Source organism: Pirellulaceae bacterium (assembly GCA_029243025.1).
Lineage (GTDB): Bacteria > Planctomycetota > Planctomycetia > Pirellulales > Pirellulaceae.
Genome location: JAQWSU010000034.1, coordinates 20119 through 44095, shown reverse-complemented (window position 1 = coordinate 44095; position 23977 = coordinate 20119). Strand labels below are relative to the sequence as shown.

Sequence of the window (23977 nt, the reverse complement as noted above, 5' to 3'; positions counted from 1 at the left end):
AAAGGGGAGAGTCTGATGGAATTCGAGTCGCTACTATACGACGTTGACGAGCGAGTCGCCACGATTACGCTGAATCGGCCTGATCGACTCAATGCCTTGACGCGTGAGCTAGAAGATGAACTTTTTCACGCGATGAAACAGGCTGAAGGGGATGATGAGGTAAGGGTGATTGTCCTTACCGGAGCGGGGCGCGGGTTTTGTGCGGGAGCCGATTTGGAGGCCCTTTCCTGGATTGCGGGAATCGACTGGGCCACCGCAAGTCTGGTCGAAGTTCGGGAAAAGCTGTTGCCGGCTCGGCGAAGTTCGCAGGCGTCAGTCGATTTTCAACGCACTTACAGTTACTTTCCGGCTATCTCGAAACCGGTGATTGCCGCGATTAATGGACCATCGGTGGGATTAGGTTTCATTTTGCCGCTGTATTGCGATGTGCGTTTTGCCTCCGATCAAGCGAGTTTCGGAACGGCTTTCGCCCAGCGGGGGTTAATTGCTGAGCACGGAGTCAGTTGGATATTGCCTCGCTTGATCGGAATCAGTAACGCACTTGATCTGCTTTATTCGACAAGGATGATCGATGCAGATGAAGCGCTTCGGATAGGTCTGGTGAATCGCGTGATCTCGGCGGAATCTCTCATGGATGAAGTGCGGCAGTATGCGATTCATCTTGCGACAAAGGTTTCCCCACGGTCGCTGCGGATGATGAAGCAACAGGTTTACGAAGCTCTTTTTCAGTCGCTGGATGAGGCCATTGATAGTGCGAATGATTTGATGGTGAGAAGCTTTAGCTGTCATGACTTCAAAGAAGGTGTCGCTCATTTTTTGGAAAAGCGAGAGCCCCGATTTACTGGTAAATGATTTCAACGTTGGTGGCGGAATAGAAAAATCGAGAGTTTCACCACGATGGTTGCGTGCTGAAATTCGCCAACCAATAGATTAGTTTAGGTGTCCTGGCTGATGGATGGCAATCAAGATCGCCGGATGAAAAAAGGTAACACAGATGACGGATGATGGCATGCCAGGTAAGTCTGAGCTCCAACCTGCTGCTCCAAATGGAAGACGCTGAGTCGATGACGTAATGAGGCTTGGCTTGGTGACGGCATTCGTGGGCAATGTGATGCGCTCGTCAGGAAATATCAGGCTTGTCGGTGTGGGACGGATCATCAATGAGGGGGGGATGTTGGTCGCTGCGATTGTGTTGCTCGTCGCTTATCAAAAGCGACGTTTTTTACAAGTTCGCGAGGAGCAAAGGGGGATCCCGAAACGGGGCGAGAGATTCCGCTTTATCTTGGTGTATCGATCGCTGTTCTCGTGTTTCTGGTCGCTGCGTTGATTTTATTGATGGTGCCAAATGATCGGCTCAAGATTTGCATCGTCAATTTTCAGATTGTGATGGTGTCCAGCTTTACCGTTGTGATTGTCTACAACCGGGCCAATCTTCGCGCATTTTGTATCGCAGCGATGGTGCCGGCGACCCTGCAACTGTTTTCTTTGGGTGTCCTTCCGAGGAGGGTTTCGCTGACTCGGGTTTGATCTCAACAGATCCTCGATAATTTTCGGTTGTCTGTTGGTGGTTTTTGGCTGTTGCTGCTAGTGATTGGATGATGCGGAGTCGTTGCACGAAAGCTCACGGAAACGGCCGTGGCTCCGTTGGATCAGCTGCGTCACGAGTGAGAGAATTGTTCGTCGTGCGGGCGGCATGGTCGCCTCATTCGTTGGGCTCAAGTTTGATGAGTTTGGTCGGAACGTAGGCGATGGACGTTTGAAGCGAGTGGCCGCAAGAACAGCCCGCGCTGGTTTCGGGTGCCAGGAGTAGACCCCCGCTCGGGATGAGGCTTAGCCAGCAACCGCTGCGAATGCCCAGGAATTCAGTTCGTTCGTTCGTCTTCAGGTCCAACATGCCATGATATTCGTAGCGGCTGAAGACGGAATGATTGGAAGCGGACATCACGCCACATCCGTGCCAGTTGAATTTGTGTACGCCCAGGACTTTGCCGGTGCGCAGTTCGTAGGTGTGTTTGTTGAAGTACACGAGGTCTCCAACGATGGTTGGATGCGCCAAGTGCCCGGTGTGATGGCCCTTGAGTTCTTTCGTTTCGTGTTGCCACAGTTCTTGGCCGTCTTCGGAGTTGAAGGCGTAAGTGTGGAAGATGTTCTTTTTGTCGGTTCCGGTAACGAGGAGGGTCCCGTTACCGTGTGTCATATAGGTTACTGAGCGACACTTGCTGAAGTCGTAGGGAATTTCCCAAACAAGCTTTCCTGTGGAGGCATTCAAAGCCACGAGATATTGGTCCTTGGAAAGTTCATCAACCAGTCTGCCCGAATCCGCGTCGCGTGCATCAGCGCTGCGGCTTTCAATGAAGTAAATGCGACCGTCAGCAATGGTGATGGTGGAGTTGATGACAACACCCTGGCTATATGTCCATTGTTGGTCACCCGTATAGGTGTCGATTGAGAAGATGTTCGCACTGGTTACTCGGGCGACGTCTTTTTGCTCGCCGCTGTCGTACCATTCCCCCTTGTCGCCAAGGTAGTGGGCGCCTCGCTGAACGGCTGAACCTACTAATTGGTTCCCTTGTCGAGCAACGTAGCCCCAGTGGTAGTCTTGATCCGTTTCTGATTCAGGAACAGAGAAATCTTTCAAACGATCGCCGGATTGTCCATCAAAAGCAACACAGCGATCACCCATCGCCACGTACAGATGGTCATCGGTGGCGACCATGTTGGAGCCGTCACGTGGCATGTTGGCACGTCGCATGTTGGGGATTTGTTTTGCCCATAAAATGGCGCCGTTGTAAGCGTCTACTCCAAACAAGGTGCGATTGCCTTGGATATAAAGTCTTCCGTTGGCCGAAACGGGAGGTGGGTTACGATTTCCCCGGTCGGGCATGGGGCGGGCGCCAGGGCGACCCCACCAAAGCACGCCCATTTCACCCTGAACGACGTCATCCTGACTGCAGGCGGAGTTGTCCGTTCCGCCGTACTGGTGGGTCCATTCTCCCGTGCCGGGAAGCTTGTCACGGCGGTGCGTCCACAAGGGTCCGCCCGCGAGTTGGCTGGGTTCCCAGGCCACGGTTTCAAAGCCGGGCGCTTGGGGAGTGGTGTTAGGTGACGAGCTGTTTGTGTAAAGCGCGAAGGTCCCTCCGGCCGGTCGGAGGCAATCATAGCTTGTTTGGAAACTCGTCGGCCAGTTGCCGTCGTCAAGCATACGCTCGGATACGATCAGATTGGCCAGGAAGGGACCGTAAGGTAGGTGATTGAGATCTCGTTGGTGCACGGCAACTCGCGAACCGTAAAGACCGGCCGCAGCCATTTGTTTTCGGATTTGACTCACACGCGTCGAATCTGGCTCAATGATGGTGATTTTCAAATCACTTAGTTTGGCCAACTGGTAAGCTAATCGTCCATCGGTCGCTCCCAATACGAGTGCGTGGCCCCGTCGTGCTCCGCATCGATCGAGAAGTTGTTGCACCAAGGTCCGATATTGAGACGAAAGTTGATCTTCGGGGTAGGGGGATGGCCGGTCTGGGCAGGTGACTGGCAGGTAATTCAGGAAGGCATCGAAGCGGTATTCGGGGGAGACAATTTCGCGACCCGCTGCGGTGGTTCCGCCGATCTTGAAGCGATAAACCACGTTAGGTTCAATATCTTCCACCACCAGTTCGTGATACCGAGTGGGCTCCGTTTTGCTGTGTGTCGATGGGCCACTCGTATCGACGCCAAAGGTTACCGCCGATGTCATCGGTTCAGTTGAGTCCCAGGAGATTCGAGCGGCTGTCGGAGAAATGAATTCGGTAAATGGTCCGTGGAATTCGACCGGGCCTTGTGCGGCATCGGTGACTCGAGGACCTGGGTAGGATTGCAGGGTGACCCGAGTCGGCAATTGTGGATCAGGTTCGTTATCATCGATATCGGCAAAGCAATGGATGGCGCCTTCGTCGGTGCTGACAAACAAGTTTCCATCACTCACAGCGAGACCGTACGCTTTGCCAGGAATCGCTCGGCGCCAAAGTTCGTCGCCAGATTCCGCGTCGACTGCCATGACTTTGCCATCTCCGCCAGCAATTACGGCTCCATCGGTTAGGATTAAGGCATGAGGGCAGTCACAGCTTGCCTCCCATTTGAGGCAGTCCTTGAGCTCTTGGGCAATCTGTTTTTGTCTCGATTTGACGTTGTCCAGTTTTACTTCAAGTGCGTCGGCTTCGCTGGTTTTATCAGCCTTCTTGGCAGCCTGCATTTTCTTGGTAACGGCCTGTATCTCTTTGGCCACGTTGCCTCGTTCGGCATACAGTTTCACGTAGGTAGCGCGGTCCAAAAGCGTTAATTTATCGTTATTTTGGAGGTAGGACCAAGGTCTCGCGACAATCATGTGATTGCCTCGGAAGGATGCCAGCACGTCTTGGTTTTGGCCGACCATGCTGACGTCACCCGTTTTATTCGGGCCATACAGTAATGTGTCGCCCGCCAGTAACGCATAAGTTCCTCCGGTTCCCCCTTTTACCTTGAAGAGGCGTTTGCCGGTTTTTGCATCCAGCACCAAAGGGGTATCCCGGGCAGTTACGACATACAAACGGCTACTCGATGCGAGCATATAACCCTGGGCTGGGAGGTCGGACATCTGCGTTTTCCATCGCTCGCTGCCGTCGGCCGTATTCAACGCCGCAACGTAAACACCTTCGGAGGGGATCACGCCCGCTCCGCAATAGACCGTGTCGTCTACGACGACGACGCCCGTGCGGATCGCCCATGGAGAAATGACTCGTCCGTTGCCTACCACGCGCCGGTCATTGGGCCCGGGTCGACTCTTCCAGTTTAGTTTTCCGTTTTCCGCATCGAGGCAGTAGACGAATCCGTCGTCGCTACCCACAAACAATTGGCCCCCCACAACCGTCGGCGCCAATCGGACCGGACCCTCGGTGAAAAAGGTCCAAAGCTGTTGCCCCGTGGAAGCGTCGACGCAGTGGATTTGATCGTCGATCGATGAACCGAAGTAGACACGTCCCTCCGCAACGGCAACGTGAAACGCCTTGTCAAAAGGTTGCCGATTCTTCAGGTCATGTACCTTGGACCAGCCATCCCATAATGCTGGCTCGTCCCATGCAGGAACGGGGCGAGACGGAGATTGGTAGACCCAGCGTTCGCTTGGCGATTTGGGCGGCTGTTGCGAGGTCGATCCGCTACGTGAATGGTCGTGTTGATACGTGGGCCAACTTGCGGAGGCAGTAGTTGCCATTAATAACAAGTTGGTTGTCAGCAGATAACTCAGCAGCTTCAATGCCCGTGAATGAGTTGGCAGAGACGTAATCATCGCAAACATAATTGCAGCTTCCCTTCGATTTCCTGGCGAACGGATCTCACTACCGCCAATTCTAACGGATAGTGGTCGCTCGAATCCAGCTTGACCAACAGAAAGATCAAGTCGGTTGGAGGAAAGTCGCTTGGGTGCAGCTTGCCATTCGCTGCGAGCTCGGGCAATCGGCGCAGGTCGACGGAGAAAAAGTTGGCTTTTGCCGGCCTCCTCTATTTACGGGGGGCTTGCGGCCAAGGGGTCTTACCCGCAGGCCATTCTTTCGGTTGTGTACTTCTGACCTGTTTAACCTGCTTGATCAACCATTCGGGTGGTGTGTCGTTTTCGTCCCGCCCGTAAACGTAAGGGAGGGATGGACTCATCAAGAGTGGTTTGTCTCCCAAAGGGGGCCGCTCTTGGCCGACCTTTTTTAACCGTAACTTCATGCGTTGAACCATCTCAGGGTGCTGGTCAGCGACGTCAGTCTGTTCCGAGGGATCAGCAACGATGTTAAAGAGCATATCACCCATTAATTTGAAATCACCTTGCCGTAAGGTCGGCATACGGACGCTCCCGCTCACCTCGTAGATGATTTCGGTTCGCGGGCTCGGCGTCTGGTGCGCGAGCATCTCAGTCATATCGATACCATCGATTGGATTGGGTTGCTGCAAGCTGCCGTCCGCTAAATTGACCAAGGTTGGGAAAAAGTCAGTGATGTGCATCATTCCATTATGTTTTTTCCCCGCTACGAACTTGCCGGGCCAACGCATCACGCAGGGAACTCGCACGCCCCCTTCATAGGTTGTATTCTTGGTTCCTCGGAATGGGCGGTTGCTTTCTTCGGTCAAGCCACCATTATCGTTAGTGAAAATAACGAGAGTGTTTTCCGTGAATCCATGGCGATCAACAGCGGCAACGATTCGTCCGACGGCTTCGTCCAAACACTTTAAGGCGGCCTCACGGGCAGTGAAACGCTTCGTGTGTCGAGGGACAACATCGATCGGTCCATGGACGGCGTTAAAGGGGACGTAGATGAAAAACGGTTGTTGAGTCGTTTGTTGGGCGATTACACGTTCTGTTTCCGCTGCGATTAAATCGGTTGAATAGCCGGTTTCCTGCAGCGGTTGTTCGTTTCGGTGCCAATCGTAGACGACAAAAGGCACCGGCGCATTGTGGGGGATCATGAATTTGTTGTAATCGATACCCCAGGCATAATGACCGTATTGATGATTGAACCCTTGTTGCATCGGAAGGTGTTCCTTCAACCACTCGCCGCAATGCCATTTTCCGATGAGTGCAGTGAAATAACCGGCTTCTTGTAATGCTTCCGCGACTGTCCGCTCGTTCGTATCAAGTGCATGAATACGACGGGTCGTTTCTCCCGCCTGATTGACGGCCAGCGACAGACCTAGCCGATTCAGATAGGTAGGCTTGCCGAAATCTTCTGAACGCCAATCCATCCAGTTGCGAAAGGCATAACGGCCTGTCAGCAAAGCTCCGCGAGTGGGTGCGCATACGGAATGCGTGTAGAATTGTGTGAGTTGCAGACCTTGGGATGCAAGCCGGTCAATGTTGGGGGTGAGTTCCGGATTGCCACCTGTGAAGCCCGGTTGGCCATAACCCATGTCGTCCGACAACATCAGGATGATATTCGGACGATTACCCGCCAGTTCGGCAGCTTGTAACCCGCTGACGACAAGGGTGAGTAAGGGCAATGTCAATACGATCGAGAGAAGGTTGGCAGGTGGCTTATTTGAATGCATGGTAAGCAGGATTTCGTGCCGAAGGTGAATTGTAGTTGGGTCCAAGTTGTAATGGAAGATTCGGTGTGCGAGTTGCAATCATCGCAAAGGAAGGGTTTGGGAAGTTGACCGCTACTTAGTCGCCTAAGAGCGGTGTCGAATCGGATTGGTATTTCTATTCTGGGGATTGAAATGGACGTCTGAGCGAAAGCCGTTAGGGGGCCGGTTGATCCCAAAGTCGGTAGGGATCGTGAAGCCGACGCTGCTCAGCGAACAATCGATTCTCTAAGTCTTGCCGCACTTCCGCATATCGTGGATCATCGGCCAGGTTTCGCTGATCCGAATTCGGATGATTTCCCGTCAGAGCGGTGACATTTGGACTGGCGTGTTCCAGTAACAATTCGTTGGGATTGGACTTGAGGTTGAACAATTGCGTTTGGCGTATCTCGCCACCGAGTAGGTCATACTTGATCAACTTCCAATCACCGTGACGTAAAGAACGAATGCCTGGCTTGGTGCCGCCGCAATAGACGCCATAAAGCACCTCGCGGATGGTATTCTGCTCGCCTAGCAGGACCGTTTGGAAGCTTGCCCCCTCAACCGTTTTCGGGATTGCTACCGCGGTAAGATCGCAAAGGGTCGGCAAGATATCAAGGAGGTAAACGTTTCCTTGGGATCGAGTCGACGGCTCGATTTGTGGGCCCTGCACGATGAGCGGCACGCGCCACGTGTGCTCATAGAGATTCTGTTTGCCGGTCAGCCCGTGTCTTCCAACGGCGATACCGTGGTCAGCGGTAAAAACCACATAAGTGTTTTTGAGTTCCCCCATGTCTTCGAGTTGCTTGAGCACCCGGCCAATCTGGATGTCGATGTGTTCGATGCATGCGTATTCACGTCCAAGTTCATTGCGGATTGTGGATTCCGTTCGAGATTTCAGGACGCCGGAAACTTTTTCTTCGTCGCGTAATCCTGGATGCCCGTGAGGAAAAGGATGGGCCGGCAGATAGTTGATTTGCAAGGTCGGAGCGAGAGGGTTAAGGGTTGTCGGTGGTTCTTTGACATTCTCTGCACCATACTTCTGTAAGAGTTCCGCTGTTCCGTTACGCGTGTCATGGGGATGTGAAAAGCCCAGAAATATAAGAAACGGATCCTGGTCATTTCTCTGCACGCGTTCCTGTAAGTATTGAATGGTTTGATCCGCATGCCATTGGCTGCTGTTTGCAGGTTCGCTGCCTCGTTTGGTTGCGTCGCGGCGGACCGTGAACTGTTGATTGGCTCCTTCGTAGCTGTTTCCTTTTTTGCAGGTGCGAAACGTGTCATATCCAGCCCGGTTGAAAATGGCTGGCAACGATTGTTCGGCTAGATTGGGGGGCACCGATTTCGAGTTGCCCTCGTTTGGATTACGCCCGGTTGCCTTTCGGTTCCGTCGGGAACGCGCTCGGTCAGGAATGTGCCAGACCGTACGGCCAGTCATGATCATATGACGCGAAGGAGTGCAAACAGCGCCAGCCCAAGAGCCCATGTGATAGGCACCGTCTAAGGTCATGCCCTGAGCAGCTAAGCGGTCGATGTTGGGGGTTTCGCAAACGGTGTTGCCATAGGCTCGAAGGGTTTGAGGGGCCTGATCGTCGGTGACAATCAAGAGGATATTCGGACGGCTGTCGGGATTCGTCCCGGCTTCTAACGCGATGGGTGCCGTTGTGAGCAGGAGGGCAAGGACGATTTGCGAACAAAACTGCGTGTGAGGGGAGTGGGTCACGGTAAGTTCTCCGAGGGATAGGCCGGCGCCGCGTTGTATTGTATTCGATGGTGACGCGTCGTGTGATACGGAAACCGAACGAAAACGATTCGACTCGTAATTCATCGGTGGGGATCTCTAAAGCCCAATGCAAGGGGGATGGCGGGCCGGATTCCGCTTAGCCATCTTGTGTTTTCGTTAGGCGGAGGGCATCATCGTGGACTTGACCAGGCCTTTGAGTGATGACCCGGTCAAAAAAGGGCGGCCGCGCGAGACCGATTTATAACGGGAACGCTAATGGTGGTTCGCGAGATTCGGTTTGGAGTTGCTGGTGCATGTTCACAGAGGCCTGTACCGTTTTGGGAAATAAAGACGGAGTAAATAATGCAGTATCGCTATCTCGGTAATTCTGGGCTGCTGGTTTCGCGGATTTGTCTTGGGACGATGACGTTTGGTATGAGTGGATGGGGTTGTGAGCAGGAAGAAGCTACCGCGATTACGAATCAATTTCTCGATGCGGGTGGCAACTTTATCGACACCGCCGATATGTACAGCTCAGGGGTTTCTGAGGAAATGCTCGGAACCGCCATTGCGGGGCGTAAGCGAGATGATCTTGTACTGGCGACGAAATGTTGGTTTCGTATGGGAAACTCTGCAAACGCCAAAGGATTGTCCAGGAAACATATTGTCGAAGCGGTCGATGCGAGTCTTCGTCGCTTAAAAACGGATTACATCGACTTGTTCCAGGTCCACGGTCCCGATCCACATACGCCCTTGGAGGAAACGCTCCGTGCCCTGGATGATCAGGTTCGTTCCGGAAAAGTGCGTTACCTCGGCTGTAGTAACTATTTTGCCTGGCAGATTGCCAAGGCGAACGGTATCAGCGATCGAAACAATTGGGAACGTTTCGTCAGTGCCCAACATATGTACAATTTGTTGCGTCGTGATGTAGAGCGTGAAATCCTGCCAGCGTGCGTTGACCAAGGTATGGGCATGTTGTGTTGGAGTCCTCTCGCCGGTGGAATGTTGTGCGGAAAGTACGACAAGTCTCAAGGCCCCTCAAAGGATTCTCGCGTGGGTTTGAGGGCAGAAATCGACCTGCCAAGATACTGGAACGATGAAAGTTTTGAGGTCATCGGCGAACTCGTCCAAATTGCTCGTGACGTCGAGCGGACGCCAGCTCAAGTTGCACTGGCTTGGCTGCTCAAAAATAAGGGGGTGACAGCTGTGATCGCTGGGGCACGGAACAAGCAGCAAATTGAGGCCAGTTTGCTCGCAGGTGATTGGAGTCTCTCGGATGAGCTTTATCGGCGATTGTCAGCCAAAGTGCCGTTCACCTTGGGCTATCCTCAAGATTGGATTGATATCACCCGGTCAAATGTCGAGTCCGACCACGTAGACGAAGCATAGGAGCCGTGGGGAGCTTCTGGTTGATCGACCGTGCGACCGGCGGAACTGGGGCCACCTCTGCTTGGCGTCCAAGCCACGGGCTTAGGGAAAAGCGGCTGTGCTGCCGGGTTCAACGGCGGCCGCTGACATGCCGTGCAGAATTGTAGAGTTGGAAATAAAAACGCAGCGGAATAACTTGTAAGCGCAAGCCTTCATCGATCATAATTAGCAGCTGCCGGATCACTCGTAAACTGGAGTCGAAAATGAATCGTGTTATGCTGGGTTTCTTTTTGTTGTTAATGGTAAACGTGGTCACTGCTGCTGAAGTGATCGTGGCACCGCCCGAATCGGGGGAAATGCGGAGTCTGTTTAACGGCAAAGATTTGGCCGGCTGGGAGGGTGATCCGCGATTGTGGACGGTCAAGGACGGGGCCATTCGCGGAGAGACAACGCCCGACAAAAAAGCGAATGGGAACACCTTCTTGATCTGGCAGGATGGCAAGCCGAAGGATTTTGAGTTGCGCCTATCCTTTCGATGCAACGCCACTAACAATTCCGGCATTCAGTATCGATCACAGAAAAAGAACGCACGGAATGATTGGGCGGTCCGCGGTTACCAACACGAAATTCGAAATCAAGAAAAGCTGCCAAGTGTTGCCGGATTTATCTATGACGAAGGTGGGAAACGCGGTCGAATTTGTCTTGTTGGTGAAAAAGCTACCTGGGGAGATCAGGGCAAAGAGATCCAAGGTGAACTGATCACTGCTGATGAATACAAAAATCTGTTCAAGCTGAATGACTGGAATGATGTGGTGATTATTGCCGAAGGGAATCACATTCGGCACTTTTTGAATGGTAGGCAGATTTTAGATTTCACGGATTCTGACCAGTTGGCCTTGTTGGAAGGGTTGATTGCTTTGCAATTGCATGGTGGCAGTCCGATGTGGGTTGAATTCAAAGATTTGCGCCTCAAGACAATCGATTGAGCGACCAATGACTGTCGAGGGGCAGGCATTGGGAGAAGCTTGCCCCATGGGAACGTAACGAACGGGTGCGCAAAACGCAGTGCGAACGGGTGCGCAAAACGCAGTGCGACGGGGGTAACGCTGCTCTTTGTTCACTTTTGAAGTGGCGTTGGATTTGCCCGTTGTTTCTTCACAGCAGTTAACGTCGGCAGCGAAGATACATCACTCTGTGGGAGACATGTCAATCGTGTCGCTGTGACGAACGTGTTAGCTGGAAAGCAACACGGTAGCGTTTTCGGGGATGACGTTAATCTCGGCATTCGATTCGAGATACTGATTTGTTTCCATCACCTCGAGAACTGCGTTCATGATCTCTGGGTCTTGGCGCGAGATTTCATTCATGGCGCCACCCACCACGTCGGGTCTCGTTGCCGCAGCTTCAGCCATCTTCTGCGAAACCTTGTTGGCTGTTTCACTGCGAATTAAGCCCACACGGTTCTCGCCATCCTGTTTCATGGCGCTGGTCACCTGGACGAGTCGCTTGACAACCTTGTCGGTGATGTTGGTTACCATTTGCGTGTCGGTGAAGAAAACTTTGCGAATGTAAACCGAGCCCAGGCGATATCCCCATTTCTCGGATAACGGTGATACGGATTGCCGCACATTACGACTCAAGCTGTGGCGATCTTCCAGCATTTTATCCATTTCTAGATTACTGAGTGTCGAAATGGTGGAACTCGCAACGTTTGCTTGTAAAGAGCCTTCGGGATTGGCGTTGGCGAATAGATAGGACTCGGGATTATTCACCTGCATTTCATACCAGATGCCCACTCCCATGGGAGTTCCTTCCTCGGAGTTGACCATTTGCCCTCGCAAGTAATGTTGTCGAAGGGCCGTACTCACAATATGTCGTTTACCGAACATGGGAATCAGCAAGGCACGTGGCCCGAACTGCACGATGGGGAAATGGAGGCCCGGTTCGTCCCACGTTCCGATCACCTTGCCGAACAGGGTAAAGACTTGAGATTGGCATTCCCGAACGGTCGTAAACAGACCGAGTCCCTGGGCCATGGCGAGTACCAACGGAATGCTGACGATGCCAATTGCAAATGGAATTACGATTTCAAACGGGTTCATATTTACATCGCCTCATTTCACGGGGTTGGTTGTTGTCGTCACGATTCGCTTTGTTTGTTTTAAGAGTGGGATGCGCATGTTTCGCAGGTAAGCCTGAACGGCGTTGGCTCCTCCCTCCTGCTTGATTGAGAGCAGTGTGGTGGCAAGTTCCTTGAGGGGGGCCACCTCGGCATGGGCGTTGTTGGCGGCTATTTCCACCGCTCGCTTGCTCATCGTGATTTGCTGCTCTGAGTCCGCCTTGGCCGTGCTGATGTCCGCCGCCACTTGATTTCTGGTGCTGTTGATGGCGGATAACGCTCGATCGACTTCCTGAGGAGGGTCAATGGATGTAATTAAAGCTGCGTCGAGTTCAACGCCGTATCGACCAGGAGTTGATTCACACTGTTGTTCCATGTAGGTGTTGAGAGTTGGCAAGTTTTTTCTCAGATCGTTAATGGAAACCCCTTCTGAAAGTTCTGGTAAACTTGCCTCGTCAGAATCGCTGAGGTTCTCCTGTTTATTCACCAATGGTGGACCCTTGGGGTCGACGAAGACGGCAATGCGTTCTCGTAAGATCGAAATGAAATAACCCATCACATGTTCTAACGGACTCGCGACGCCAAACAGATAAGCGTAAAGATTGCTCTCGCTGACGCGAAATCGGATTTGGCCATTAACACCGGTTGTAAGGTTGTCTTTGGTGACGGCTTCGATGGTCGTTTGGGATTTGGAAGGGTCCCAAACTAAATCTACGGCCTGCGTCGATACGTTGACTTTGTGGGCCTTCTGCCAAGGCCATTTGAAGTAGGGACCACCGGGGCGAATGACGTGGACAGCCGGATAGTTGTATCGTTCGTGTTCATCGTCTGATAAATGGGGTGTTGCCGGAGGGTTGTTGGGAAGCCGTGTGGCGCGACCAAAAGATGTGAGTACGGCACGTTCGTTCGGGCGCACAATGTAAAAACCGGTGAGGATCACTCGAATGAAAACGTAGACGATAATGCCAGCCAAGAAAGCTGAAAGGATGGTCATTTTACATCGCTCCTTGTTGGATTTTGGAAGCCAATACCGTGGAAGCAGAACACGCCAGGAAAGGCTACGGCGCGTTGCAAGAGAGTCAAAGTTCCCTGCCGCGTGCGTTATCGTAACAGAAGAGAAGGGGGCGATGAAACGTTGTTTTTTACGAAGGGCTGATGCCATTTCGTAGGTGGCATTTCAGCAAGTGGTTCGGTCGACGACAGTCATCCAAACGTTTGTGATGGTATTTCTAATGAAAGGGGCGAGGAAAAGTGTTGGGAGGGATATTAGTCAGAATGATGGTCCGCTGCTCCACGAATTATATTTTTACCAATCATCGCGCCCAACGATTGGCAGTGCGAATTCGAACGCAGCCTCCCAGTCCGGCGTATCGGCGACTCGGAAGCAGTTGTAGATCAGCTTGGGAGGCCGAGGATCTTTTTCGCTAGGTTGGAAACGTCGCAATCCTAACCGTAGTCCGCCTTCATGGGGATGGTCGACATGTCGATGCAGGATGAAAGCATCGATGCCGGGTAGTGCCTCAACCTTCTTGTAGGCATAGCAATAAGCGGCAGCTTGGACACGTTCGCCATCGTCTCCATCGGGGGTATGAAATCCCTGTTCGCTCAAGATTACTCTTCGTGGCTGCTGCGCGTAACGCAACTCCGCTCGGCGAAGGTAGGAAGTTAGCACTTCGAGATTTTTAAAGGTGATTCGCGGAGTGTCGGCCTTAGGGAGGGCTGTTTTGTCATTCCAGAAACGTGGCTCAAAAAGATTTTCAGGGTAAGGATGGAAGGCGACATGCCAGTCAAAGTCACCCCCAGCACGAGCCTGCTGCGCAAAATAATCGAGAAACGGTTTGCCGGCAAACGCTTGCGATGCGGCTCCACTAGGGAAATAAATGTTCCAGTGATGCTCCAGAGAAATATAGACTCGCGCCCAAGCGTTGTGGCGTCGAATGGCCGCATGAGCCAGTCGCGTGGCGGCCAGGTAGTTGTTGGCAAACTCCTGCATTGTCACATGACCCATATTGCTCCACCACCAATGGGAATTCACCTCGTTGCCAAGGATGTAGCCGGCGACACGGCCGAACTGTTGATCGGGGCGCGACCATCGATTAGCCAAAAATTCCATCGTGGCTGATAGCCATTGCTGACCTTCCACCGTTTCCGCATTGAAAGCGCCGAGCCGATTGGGTGCTTTCGGATCATATTGTGGGTGGATCATTAGTCGGTCAACCGAGGCATCGCCGGTATGAGAGACGAGGATGATTAAGTTGACAATCACATCCTGGTCAGAGAGGGCCTTGATGTTGCGGTCGAGTGAGTTGAGGTAGGCACGCTTGAAATAATAGATGCGATCGGGTGTTTGCCAGGACGGTCTGTCATCAGCGCGATCGATGTTGGGGTCAATTAGCTGAGAGAGATTAACGTTTAACGCCGCATGCTTGACGCCAAGCGCTAAGGCATCGTCAATGATTTCTACTTGGAGTCCCTTTTTCGATGCCGCTTGTGGATATTTTTCGGTGGAGGCAGATGGTTCTGCTGCAGCCAAACTACTGGTGAAAAAGAAACAAGCCAAACAGGTGTAACAAAGATGACTGCAGAAGGAATGGATTGTTTTCCAGAACGCGACGTAAAAGTTGAGATCGCTGGCCATTTCACACATTGGTTCGTCGGTTACTATTGGCTAAATTGATGGGGAATCCTGCATTTCGATCCTAGGAAGCAAGTTCCTGGGTGAGCATTACTATAAGCGAGGAAAGAGTCATGATCCACTTGAATCGGATTTTCACGGTGAGCCTAATCGTTGTGTGTATGTGGGGGGATGCGATGTGCGCCGATACACAGGAACTCACAGCAGAAGGAGCGAAAGTAGCTCAGTTGGCGGACGGATTTCTGTTTACAGAAGGTCCTGCAGTTGACGAGAAAGGAAATGTCTATTTTACCGATATTCCAAATTCACGCATTCATCGTTGGTCCACCGATGGGCAGTTGTCGACCTTCCGTGAAGGAACCGGACGCGCGAATGGATTGTACTTTGATCGCGATGGAAATTTACTTTGTTGCGAGGGCGGTGCCCGACGGCTCACATCGGTTACGCCTTCCGGTAAAGCCACCGTGCTGGTCGATCAATTCAATGGAAAGAAACTTAATAGCCCCAATGATCTCTGGATTGACCCTCGTGGCGGAATCTATTTCACTGATCCGCGATATGGTGATATGAGCGGACTCGAACAGGGTGGGTTCTTTGTTTATTATCGCTCTCCAAATGGGAAATCCGTAACTCGCGTGATCGATGACCTTGTCAAGCCGAATGGCGTTGTTGGGACAGCGGATGGGAAGACACTTTATGTAGCTGATGCGGGCGACGACAAAACCTACGCTTATGAAATCGGAGAGGATGGAGCCCTGGAGAATCGACAACTTGCGGCGCCGGAAGGATCGGATGGCCTCACGTTGGACGAGTTGGGGAATCTTTATTTGACACATGGCGGTGTAAAGGTCTACAGCGCTCAAGGCGAGCTGGTCTTGACGATCCCAACTCCGGAAAGCCCCGCAAATGTTGTCTTCGGAGGAAAGGATCGAAAGACGTTGTTTATCACCGCCCGCAAAGGTTTCTATGCGATTCCCATGAAGGTTCGTGGGCAATCAACAAAATCGGATTAGCTTTGGCTCTGAAGTCGGCGGCCGCTAAACTTTTCGACCGCGTCATGATTCCAATTGATACCGAGTCCCGGTTTGCTGGGGATTTGGATGGAGCCATCCCCGGCAAAGGTAATCGGTTCAGCCATCAGTTCTTCAATGTAGGGAGCTGGAGTGATGTATTCCACCCATCGTGCATTGCCAGCGGCCGCGACCAGCTGAAGGTCGGCGGCGAGGCCAATCGCTGTGTTCCATCCGTGAGGTATCATGAGAATCGAATGGTCATCAGCAGCCTGTCCGATGCGGTGCTGTTCGCTGATACCGCCCACCTTAGTTACATCCGGTTGAATGTAGTCCACCGCGTGCCTCTCAATCCAGGGGAGAAATGCCTGGCGGCGGGTGAGTACCTCACAGGAGGCAATCGGCACGGGGGAATGTTGAGTGAGTGTGACGTAGCCATCGATGTCGTCTGGCCGAAGTGGTTCTTCGAACCATGTGATGTCGTAGTCGGCCAGCATGCGCGCTGTATTGATCGCCCATTTGTAGCCATGTGGCCAGAAACCATCGCTGCCCCCCGCATCGACCATCAACTCGATTTCCGAGCCAACCGTATCGCGCGCTACTTTAACGATGGCCTCATCGGTTTGGCGACTTTCGCGTCCGAACGGCCCCCAGCCGATCTTAAATGCTCGAAAGCCTCGCTCGAGTGCGGTCTCCAATCTTGCACGCATCAGGTCCGGATCAGCCATCAGTAAGGATCCGTAGGGCTTGATTGTTTCACGGTATCTTCCGCCGAGGAGACGACTAATGGGTTGGTTGGTTGCCTTTCCCAGAATATCCCAGAGGGCGATATCAATCCCAGAGATCGCATGGGTTACGGCGCCACCTCGTCCTTGCCAGAAGCTATGCTGATGGAGCGTTTCACAGGTCGCTGCTGGGTCGAGTGCGGAGGCGCCGAGGAGGAATGGGCGAAAGACGTCGATGGCTCCTTCGACGAGTTTCGCTGAGGTAAAGACGCTGCCAACGCCGCTGATCCCCTCGTCAGTGATGACTTCCACCAGCGTGTGTAGATTTTGTTCTTCGTTGAGCAGCTTTTCGTCCCATCCGCCGTCGGGAGTTGCGCCACGGAGTGGGAATAGGTTGACCGCAGAGATTTTCATAACGGTGTTTCGGGGACGTATTGGGGAGCTCAGATCAATTCGTGGATCGGATCCACTTCCTCGACACCGACCAGCTTTTGGTTGAGTCCGCCGTAAAAATAGGAAAGTTGATTTGGGTTGAATCCAAGTTGGTTCAAGATGGTGGCGTGTAAGTGTTTTACATGAAGCGGACGTTCGACGGCGGCTGCTCCGAGTTCGTCGGTTGTTCCGATACTCATGCCGCCCTTGATGCCACCACCGGCGAGCCACATCGTGAATCCGTAGGAGTTGTGATCGCGACCGGTTCCTTCGTTATATTCGGCGGTCGGTTGTCGACCGAATTCACCACCCCAAACGACAAGCGTTTCGTCGAGCAGATTTCGCTGTTTGAGATCTTTGAGCAGTCCAGCGATGGGGAGATCGGTGTTGCCCGCATGATGGTTGTGATTGTGTTCTAAATTACCATGAGCATCCCAGTTGTCATCATTGTGGGCACCACCCGAGTAGATTTGGATGAAACGTACGCCACGTTCAACCAGACGACGAGCAAGGATGCATTTTCGGGCAAAGTCCTCGGTACGGGGTCGATCGAGGCCGTAAAGTTTTTGGGTCGCCTCCGTTTCTTGGGAGATATCGACTGCCTCGGGGGCATGTTGCTGCATTTTGTAGGCCAACTCATAGCTGGCGATTCGGGCGGCAAGGTCCGAGTTGTCGATCCGCTCTGCTTGATGTTCGCGATTTTTTGCGAGCAATCGATCAAGCACTTTTCGTTGAGTGGATTGGCTCATTCCCTTTGCGACTTTGAGATTCAAGATGGGGGTGCCAGCGGAACGCATCACGACCCCTTGATAAGATGCGGGCATGTAGCCACTCGACCAATTCTTTGCGCCGCTAATCGGTCCTCCTTTTTTGTCGAGCATCACCACGAATCCGGGTAGGTTTTCGTTTTCGGTGCCGAGACCGTAGTTGACCCACGACCCCAGAGCTGGACTGCCGCTGAGCACTTTCCCGGAATTCATCATGAGCATTGCCGAGCCGTGGATTGGAGAGTCAGCAGTCATCGAATGTAAAAAGGCAATGTCATCGACACAGGTTGCTACGTTGGGGAAAAGATCACTCACCCACTTGCCGCATTCACCATATTGTTTGAATTTCCATTTGGGTTCGACGATCCGACCCTTGTTGCGATGTCCCCCTCGACCAAACGTTTTCACGTCGATGGTTTTTCCGTCCATGCCGTACATGTTCGGCTTGTAGTCGAACGTATCGATGTGGCTGGGACCACCGTACATGAACAAAAAGATGACGCTCTTCGCCTTGGGGGCAAAGTGCGGAGGTTTCGGTGCAAGTGGATTGTCAAACTTCGTCGCGCCATCAGCCGCATGGGACTGATTTGCCAAGAAGCCGTCCTGGGACAGCATCGAGATGAGGGGCAGGGCAGTGAAACCGCCACCGGCTTGCCAGAGGAATTCGCGTCGAGTGCGTCGGCAGAATTGTCCACGTGTCTTCATCGGTATTGATTCCTCTTAACGTCTCGTAATCGAGGACGGTATTATGTCAATCCAGGTATACGAACTCGTTTGCATTCAACAGGACCAAACAGTAGTTACGTAACGCATCGGCTTCGGAAAGTTTTTCCGTTTGTTGCAAGTCTTTGATGAAATCGAGATCTGTTTGGATCTCTGCGTTCGTGGCAGAGCGTCCGGTTGTGAGGTGGATGCCAGACACGATTTGCTGTTCGACATCGTTGGGAAAGCTTTTTTGCAGCCGATTTGCGAATTTTGTAGCCTGCTGATTAATGAATTGACCGTTCAGCATGCCGAGAGCCTGAGTTGGAACCGTTGTGGAAATACGTACCGCACAGCTGGTGTCTGTGTCCGGCGAGTCAAAACTGGCGAGCATCGGGTGCCGCAATGATCGTTTGACGTGAATGTAAATACTCCGTCGAGACGCATTTTCGACCGACGATTTGCCCCAGGCAGCGCCCGGTCTGGATGCAGTGGCCAATACCTCCTGGGGCAACGGGGGATACACACTTGGTCCAAACATATTCGGGTTGAGTGTATCCGTCATGGCAAGGATCGCGTCACGAATCTCCTCAGCGGTAAGTCGTCGCATGTTGAATCGCCAAAAGAGATCATTGGTGGGTGAAATTGCGAGTGCTTCGGGATTCGGGGCGGATGACATTTGATAGGTTTCTGTCATCATCATTTGCTTGTGCAGTGCCTTTAGCTGCCAGCCGTTCTCGACGAATTCTGCCGTCAACCAATCGAGCAACTCTGGATGGGTTGGAGCTGACCCTTGAAAACCGAAGTCGCTTGCGGTGCGCACGATGCCGACACCAAAATGATGCTGCCAAATACGATTTACAAACGCCCGTGCAGTCATCGGATTGTCCGGACTTGTTATCCATTCGGCCAGTAGCCGACGTTTTCCCGAGGTGGGTGAGGAATCGGCTGAATGCGCGCTCGGATCGACCTCCGGAGGATTTAAGATCTGCGGAAAAGCAGCTGCAACTTCATCGCCTTTGGCGGAAGGATTGCCGCGAGCGAGGACCCAGGTCTGATTGCGTCCTCGTTCACTGACTGCCATTGCAAAGGCCGGGTTTAACTCGAGAGTGGTCTCCTTACTGGCCAATAATTTGGATTTCCATTGTTGCCACTCGCCGATCGAATCGGTTCCCAATAGCTGCTTGCCGTATCGATCAACAAGCGTTTGCAAGGACGGCGATTTGTCTTCGCTGATCAAGCCGACGTCGATGTACTGCCCGCCTCCTGTCTGATGGCAATGGACCGCGAGAGTGTTGCGGCCCGTCTGTAAGACATCGCTGGCCGCATCGCTTATGTCAAGAGTGATGTATTCGGTGACGTGACCGGTCAGCATCGCCACCCGTTTTCCGTTTAAATAGATTTCGGTAGTTTCGTCGTGATGAAGCTTCAGGCTTAATTGGGACGGTATTTGGGTGAGACGAAAATCTTTTCGCAGCCAGATATCGGCGTTTTTCCACGGGGTGCGAACTTTGCTACCCGGGGTGCCTTGCGTTCCGAATCCGCCATCGCCCTTGCGCCATTGACTGTCGTCAAAGGCGATTTCGAACCAATTGTCAGATGGCTGTGTGAAGCTGTATTCCCACGGTTGTCCTGTCGTCATCGAAGTCGGCAAGATGATCTCGGAAACCTGCGAATCGGCTTCCGGGGTCGGTAGGGCTACCTCGGGATGCTGCTTTTGCATCGCTTGGCGGAATTCGTGCTCGCGACCAGCGATCTTCTCCGTGAGGGTGCGTTCCCGTTCTTGTTTCTGTGCGACACGTTGCTCGAAGTCAGACTGTTGCTGCGGGTTGGTGAGAGCGATGTGATTGGTGTTGCCTTTTCCGTGAGGAGATATGTCGGAAAAGAAGGCCAGCATCGAATAATAATCTTTTTGGGTAACGGGATCGATCTTATGGTCATGGCAACGGGCACACCCGATCGTCATGGCGAGAAAAGTTTCACCTGTTGTGCGGAGGATATCATCCAGATAGTCGTATCTGGCGAGGGGGCGATCTGCCGGTTCATCATCCCAAATGCCCAAACGATAAAAACCTGTTGCCGTGATACTGTCCGCATCGCGGTCGGCTATTTCGTCGCCGGCAATTTGTTCTGTAATAAAACGATCGATCGGTTTGTCAGCGTTGAAGGCTTTGATGACATAGTCGCGATATTTCCAAATCAAATCTTTTCGGGAGTCCCGTTCGTAGCCATTGGTCTCTGCATAGCGAACCAAGTCCAGCCAATGGCGGGCCCATTTCTCACCGTAATGGTTCGATGCCAGCAATTTATCGATAACCTTCTCAAAAGCTTCCGGTGAATTGTCTGCCAGAAAGTCGTTCACGGCCGCTGGCGTAGGCGGTAAACCGGTCAGGTCAAAATAGGCACGTCGCAGGAGGGTGGCCTTAGATGCCGGCGGTGAAGGGCGAAGTTGTGCCTCTTCTAATCCGGATAAAATAAAGGCGTCGATCGGATCTTGCGACCATGAGTTATTCCGCGGCGTCGGCACATTCGGTCGAACAACTGGTTCGAACGCCCAGTGCCCAGACCAATGCGCGCCTTGTGAAATCCACTTTTCAATCAAGGTGATTTCGATCTCAGATAATCGTTTGCCTTCTGGCGGCATTTGTTCTGATTCGTCGGTTGATCGAATTCGATCGAGAATCACACTTTGAGCCACATTACTGGCTACAATTGCCACATTTCCAGAATCGAGTTTTGCCGATATTCCTGATTGTGTATCGAGCTGCAGACCGCCTTCCGATTCGTTGGGGCCGTGACATTGGTAACAATGCTTCGCCAAAATTGGCTGGATCTCTCGACCAAAATTGACCTCGGAATTGTCCGCAGCAATGACTGGGCTAACAGACAAAAGTAGGAGGCCAGCAAGGTAGCTGCAACGGATTGCGTTGTTTTTCGACATGAATCGTACAGTTGGCATAGGAGGAATACCAAAGGGAAAGAGGGACGCATCGATATCCTCCTAGCCTAACAAAATCCGTGGTTCAACGCTACGAAAACTGGTCGGAAGATTTAGCCGCACGACGGTAGCAAGGTCGTGCTCATCGCAGCTTAGCAAGTATGTCGAGCGGGGATGTTTGCGTAAGTTGTGAATCAAGCCAGTTAGGAAATTCGCATTAAGTTTGAGGCTAAATCTGGGGAAAATGATGTCCAGAAAAATGGATGGCTTCAAGATTAGAGCATCCTACAAGCGGATCTGTTAGGCAAGATCAGGCCGTTGTCTGCCTGCAAGCGAGCGTTGTCCCGTTTCCTGGAAATTTGGAGGTCGAGAGGCTCAATCTGGAGTGAGAATTAGAAAGTTGGCCTTCCCGAAGGCAACAGGGGAGCCAGCCAATCAATCACTTGTGCCGCTTAAAAGGAGTTTTTCAAGATGCCCCTGAAAGACTCAACCGATTTTGCTCTATCTCGACCAGGTTAAGGGATTCCAACGAGTTCGGGAACGCTTGTTCTCGGTGAACGGCTTCTGGAAGGGCCGCCCGCCTAGTCATGAGAAATAGTAGCCTAAAAAACCTGTCACTGTCGATTTCCCAACGACTTTTTATAGCCGATTGATCCCCGTCGATCCGATTACCGAATGGTCGGCATGGAGGCTGACTGTCAGTGCGTGATCGGTTGGCCCAATCGGGGTGTGATTGACTTGCCAAGTTCCGGTAAGTCGTTTGGTGACGTCGCCGTTTTCTTTCTTGTCAGCTGATTTCATCTCGGCAGCTTCAGCCTGTAGTGGGAGTGTTCGAGAGCACAGGATCACCCATGACATCTGATTTGCGCCTTTTGGGGTGGGGAGCCGAACGGTGGAGACTCTTGGTGTTCGCTAGAGGTGATACATGTTTCTCGCCTGAATGACGAGGATTGTCTGAATCTGAATCTGAGTCTGAGTCTGAGTCTGAGTTCGTGGCGAAATGAGCCGGGCGGGATCGCTGATTTTCTTGTTTAGCCGAGTAGTTCGTTGACGACTTGTGCGTCGGCTTGTTCAACGAGCTTATGTTCGCGCGGACCGGATCGAAAGCTGAGGCGACGGTGATCGAGACCGAATTGATGTAAGACCGTAGCAAGCCAATCGTAATGATGAACCACTCCTTCGATTGCTTGGTGTGAGAAATCATCTGTCATTCCATGGACATGTCCGCGTCGGAGCCCTCCGCCAGCTGCCCACATGCTAAAGCCATAGGTGTTATGGTCGCGTCCGACCTTATTGCGACGCGTCAATCCTTCACGAAATTGGATGACCGGCAAACGACCCATCTCACCTCCCCAGTGGACGAGAGTCGTGTCGAGTAAGCCGCGTTGACGAAGATCCTTTACTAAGGCGGCTGCCGGTTGATCGATTTCTTGGCAGCGTTCGGGTAATGCGGTGAGGATTGATCCGTGATGATCCCAGACTTGACCTTGGCAAAGGATTTGAACGAAACGTACGCCACGTTCCACTAATCGGCGCGCGATCAGGCATCGAGTGCCGTAATCTCGCGTCACCTTCTGGTGAATGCCGTACATTTGGAGCGTTGCGGAAGATTCTGAGGAAATATCGAAGGCTTCTCGTGCCGCCAGTTGCATGCGCGCGGCGAGCTGGTAACTGGCGAGGCGTGCCGCCAGGTCGTCTTCATAGGGGTGTTGGTCAAGATGTTGTTGATTGATTTGACGCAGCAGTTCCAGCTGAGCCACTTGGGCGGAACCTTTGAGGTGGGTGGGTGCTTGCAGATTGAAGATTCGTGGCTCGGTAGGTCTGACCATCGTACCCTGGTAAATCGAGGGTAGCGGACCATTGTTCCAATTTTCGCCGCCAATCAGGGGAAGACCTCGCGGGTCAGTTAACGCGATGTAGGCAGGCAAGTCATCGGTCTCGCTACCGAGAGCGTTGAGCAACCAACTCCCAAGGACAGCGCGACCCCCGACGCTGCGGCCTGTGTTCAATGCGTAATTCGATGGCAGGTGGTTGTTCGATCCAGTGTGCATCGACCGGATCAAGCAGATGTCGTCTGCGATTGTACCGAGGTGCGGAAGCAACTCGGAGAGTTCCATGCCGCATTCACCATGTTGACGAAACTTCCAAGCGGGCGCCATGATTTCGCGACTTGCTTGTGCCGGATTGTCAAACTTTACATCACCTGGGAAAAGTTGTCCGTGCCGTTTGATTAGCTCTGGCTTCGGGTCAAAGAGGTCGATTTGACTCGGTCCGCCCAGCATGAACATGGAGATCATGGCTTTAGCTTGGGGCGGATGGTGTGGCCGCTTTACCGACAAATCGAACGTTTGTGGCTCCAATTCCGGCTTGACTGGAATTGCCGAGTCGTCAGCCAGGACTCCGTCACGTTGCAGGAGATATGCGGCTGCAAGCGAGCTTAATCCGAAAGCGGATGTCTTCAGGAGATGGCGTCGTGAGCAGAGGCGAGTCGGCATGATT

At 52.6% G+C, this 23977-nt stretch carries 15 protein-coding genes; 4 read left to right on the top strand and 11 right to left on the bottom strand.

What is annotated here, in order from left to right:
* The first annotated feature begins 15 nt into the window (after positions 1-15).
* On the top strand, positions 16-852 hold the full coding sequence (locus P8N76_16420) for an enoyl-CoA hydratase (GenBank protein ID MDG2383256.1): 837 nt from the start codon (positions 16-18) through the stop codon (positions 850-852).
* Between the two features lie 850 nt (positions 853-1702).
* Here the strand turns inward: P8N76_16420 and P8N76_16415 are convergent.
* The 3 genes from P8N76_16415 to P8N76_16405 all read right to left on the bottom strand — a co-directional run bounded on the left by P8N76_16415 (position 1703) and on the right by P8N76_16405 (position 8731).
* The gene (locus P8N76_16415; GenBank protein ID MDG2383255.1) at positions 1703-5311 is read right to left on the bottom strand and encodes a PQQ-binding-like beta-propeller repeat protein; all 3609 of its coding nucleotides are present in this window, start codon (positions 5309-5311) and stop codon (positions 1703-1705) included.
* Between the two features lie 203 nt (positions 5312-5514).
* Positions 5515-7044, bottom strand: a complete 1530-nt coding sequence (locus P8N76_16410; protein MDG2383254.1) for an arylsulfatase — start codon at positions 7042-7044, stop codon at positions 5515-5517.
* Positions 7045-7237: 193 nt separating this feature from the next.
* Positions 7238-8731, bottom strand: coding sequence for a sulfatase-like hydrolase/transferase (locus tag P8N76_16405; GenBank protein ID MDG2383253.1), 1494 nt, complete (start codon positions 8729-8731; stop codon positions 7238-7240).
* Between the two features lie 414 nt (positions 8732-9145).
* On the opposite strand from P8N76_16405, the gene P8N76_16400 reads away from it, so the two are divergent.
* Together P8N76_16400 and P8N76_16395 are read left to right on the top strand one after the other, a co-directional pair.
* On the top strand, positions 9146-10171 hold the full coding sequence (locus tag P8N76_16400) for an aldo/keto reductase (protein ID MDG2383252.1): 1026 nt from the start codon (positions 9146-9148) through the stop codon (positions 10169-10171).
* 278 nt (positions 10172-10449) lie between these two features.
* The gene (locus P8N76_16395) at positions 10450-11136 is read left to right on the top strand and encodes a DUF1080 domain-containing protein (GenBank protein MDG2383251.1); all 687 of its coding nucleotides are present in this window, start codon (positions 10450-10452) and stop codon (positions 11134-11136) included.
* A gap of 246 nt (positions 11137-11382) precedes the next feature.
* On the opposite strand, the gene P8N76_16390 is transcribed toward P8N76_16395, so the two are convergent.
* From P8N76_16390 to P8N76_16380, 3 genes are all read right to left on the bottom strand, one after another.
* Positions 11383-12252: an SPFH domain-containing protein gene (locus P8N76_16390; GenBank protein MDG2383250.1), complete on the bottom strand. Its 870-nt coding sequence runs from the start codon at positions 12250-12252 to the stop codon at positions 11383-11385.
* 12 nt (positions 12253-12264) lie between these two features.
* Positions 12265-13263, bottom strand: coding sequence for an SPFH domain-containing protein (locus tag P8N76_16385; protein MDG2383249.1), 999 nt, complete (start codon positions 13261-13263; stop codon positions 12265-12267).
* Between the two features lie 312 nt (positions 13264-13575).
* Entirely contained in the window at positions 13576-14907 is a 1332-nt protein-coding gene (locus P8N76_16380) for a DUF5722 domain-containing protein (protein MDG2383248.1), read from the bottom strand.
* A gap of 110 nt (positions 14908-15017) precedes the next feature.
* Between P8N76_16380 and P8N76_16375 the strand changes: the two genes are divergently transcribed.
* A complete protein-coding gene (locus tag P8N76_16375; protein MDG2383247.1) occupies positions 15018-15917 on the top strand; it encodes an SMP-30/gluconolactonase/LRE family protein in 900 nt (299 codons plus the stop codon).
* On the opposite strand, the gene P8N76_16370 is transcribed toward P8N76_16375, so the two are convergent.
* From P8N76_16370 to P8N76_16350, 5 genes are all read right to left on the bottom strand, one after another.
* On the bottom strand, positions 15914-17053 hold the full coding sequence (locus tag P8N76_16370) for a mandelate racemase/muconate lactonizing enzyme family protein (protein MDG2383246.1): 1140 nt from the start codon (positions 17051-17053) through the stop codon (positions 15914-15916). The genes P8N76_16375 and P8N76_16370 overlap by 4 nt on opposite strands.
* 29 nt (positions 17054-17082) lie before the next feature.
* Positions 17083-18543: a DUF1501 domain-containing protein gene (locus P8N76_16365; GenBank protein MDG2383245.1), complete on the bottom strand. Its 1461-nt coding sequence runs from the start codon at positions 18541-18543 to the stop codon at positions 17083-17085.
* Positions 18544-18589: 46 nt separating this feature from the next.
* Positions 18590-21499 carry a PSD1 and planctomycete cytochrome C domain-containing protein gene (locus tag P8N76_16360; protein MDG2383244.1) on the bottom strand — a complete coding sequence of 970 codons (2910 nt, stop codon included), beginning with the start codon at positions 21497-21499 and terminating at the stop codon, positions 18590-18592.
* 618 nt (positions 21500-22117) lie between these two features.
* Positions 22118-22336 carry a hypothetical protein gene (locus P8N76_16355; GenBank protein ID MDG2383243.1) on the bottom strand — a complete coding sequence of 73 codons (219 nt, stop codon included), beginning with the start codon at positions 22334-22336 and terminating at the stop codon, positions 22118-22120.
* Positions 22337-22509: 173 nt separating this feature from the next.
* Positions 22510-23973 (bottom strand): DUF1501 domain-containing protein, encoded by a 1464-nt coding sequence (locus P8N76_16350; protein MDG2383242.1) that lies wholly within the window; start codon positions 23971-23973, stop codon positions 22510-22512.
* Positions 23974-23977: the final 4 nt, after the last annotated feature.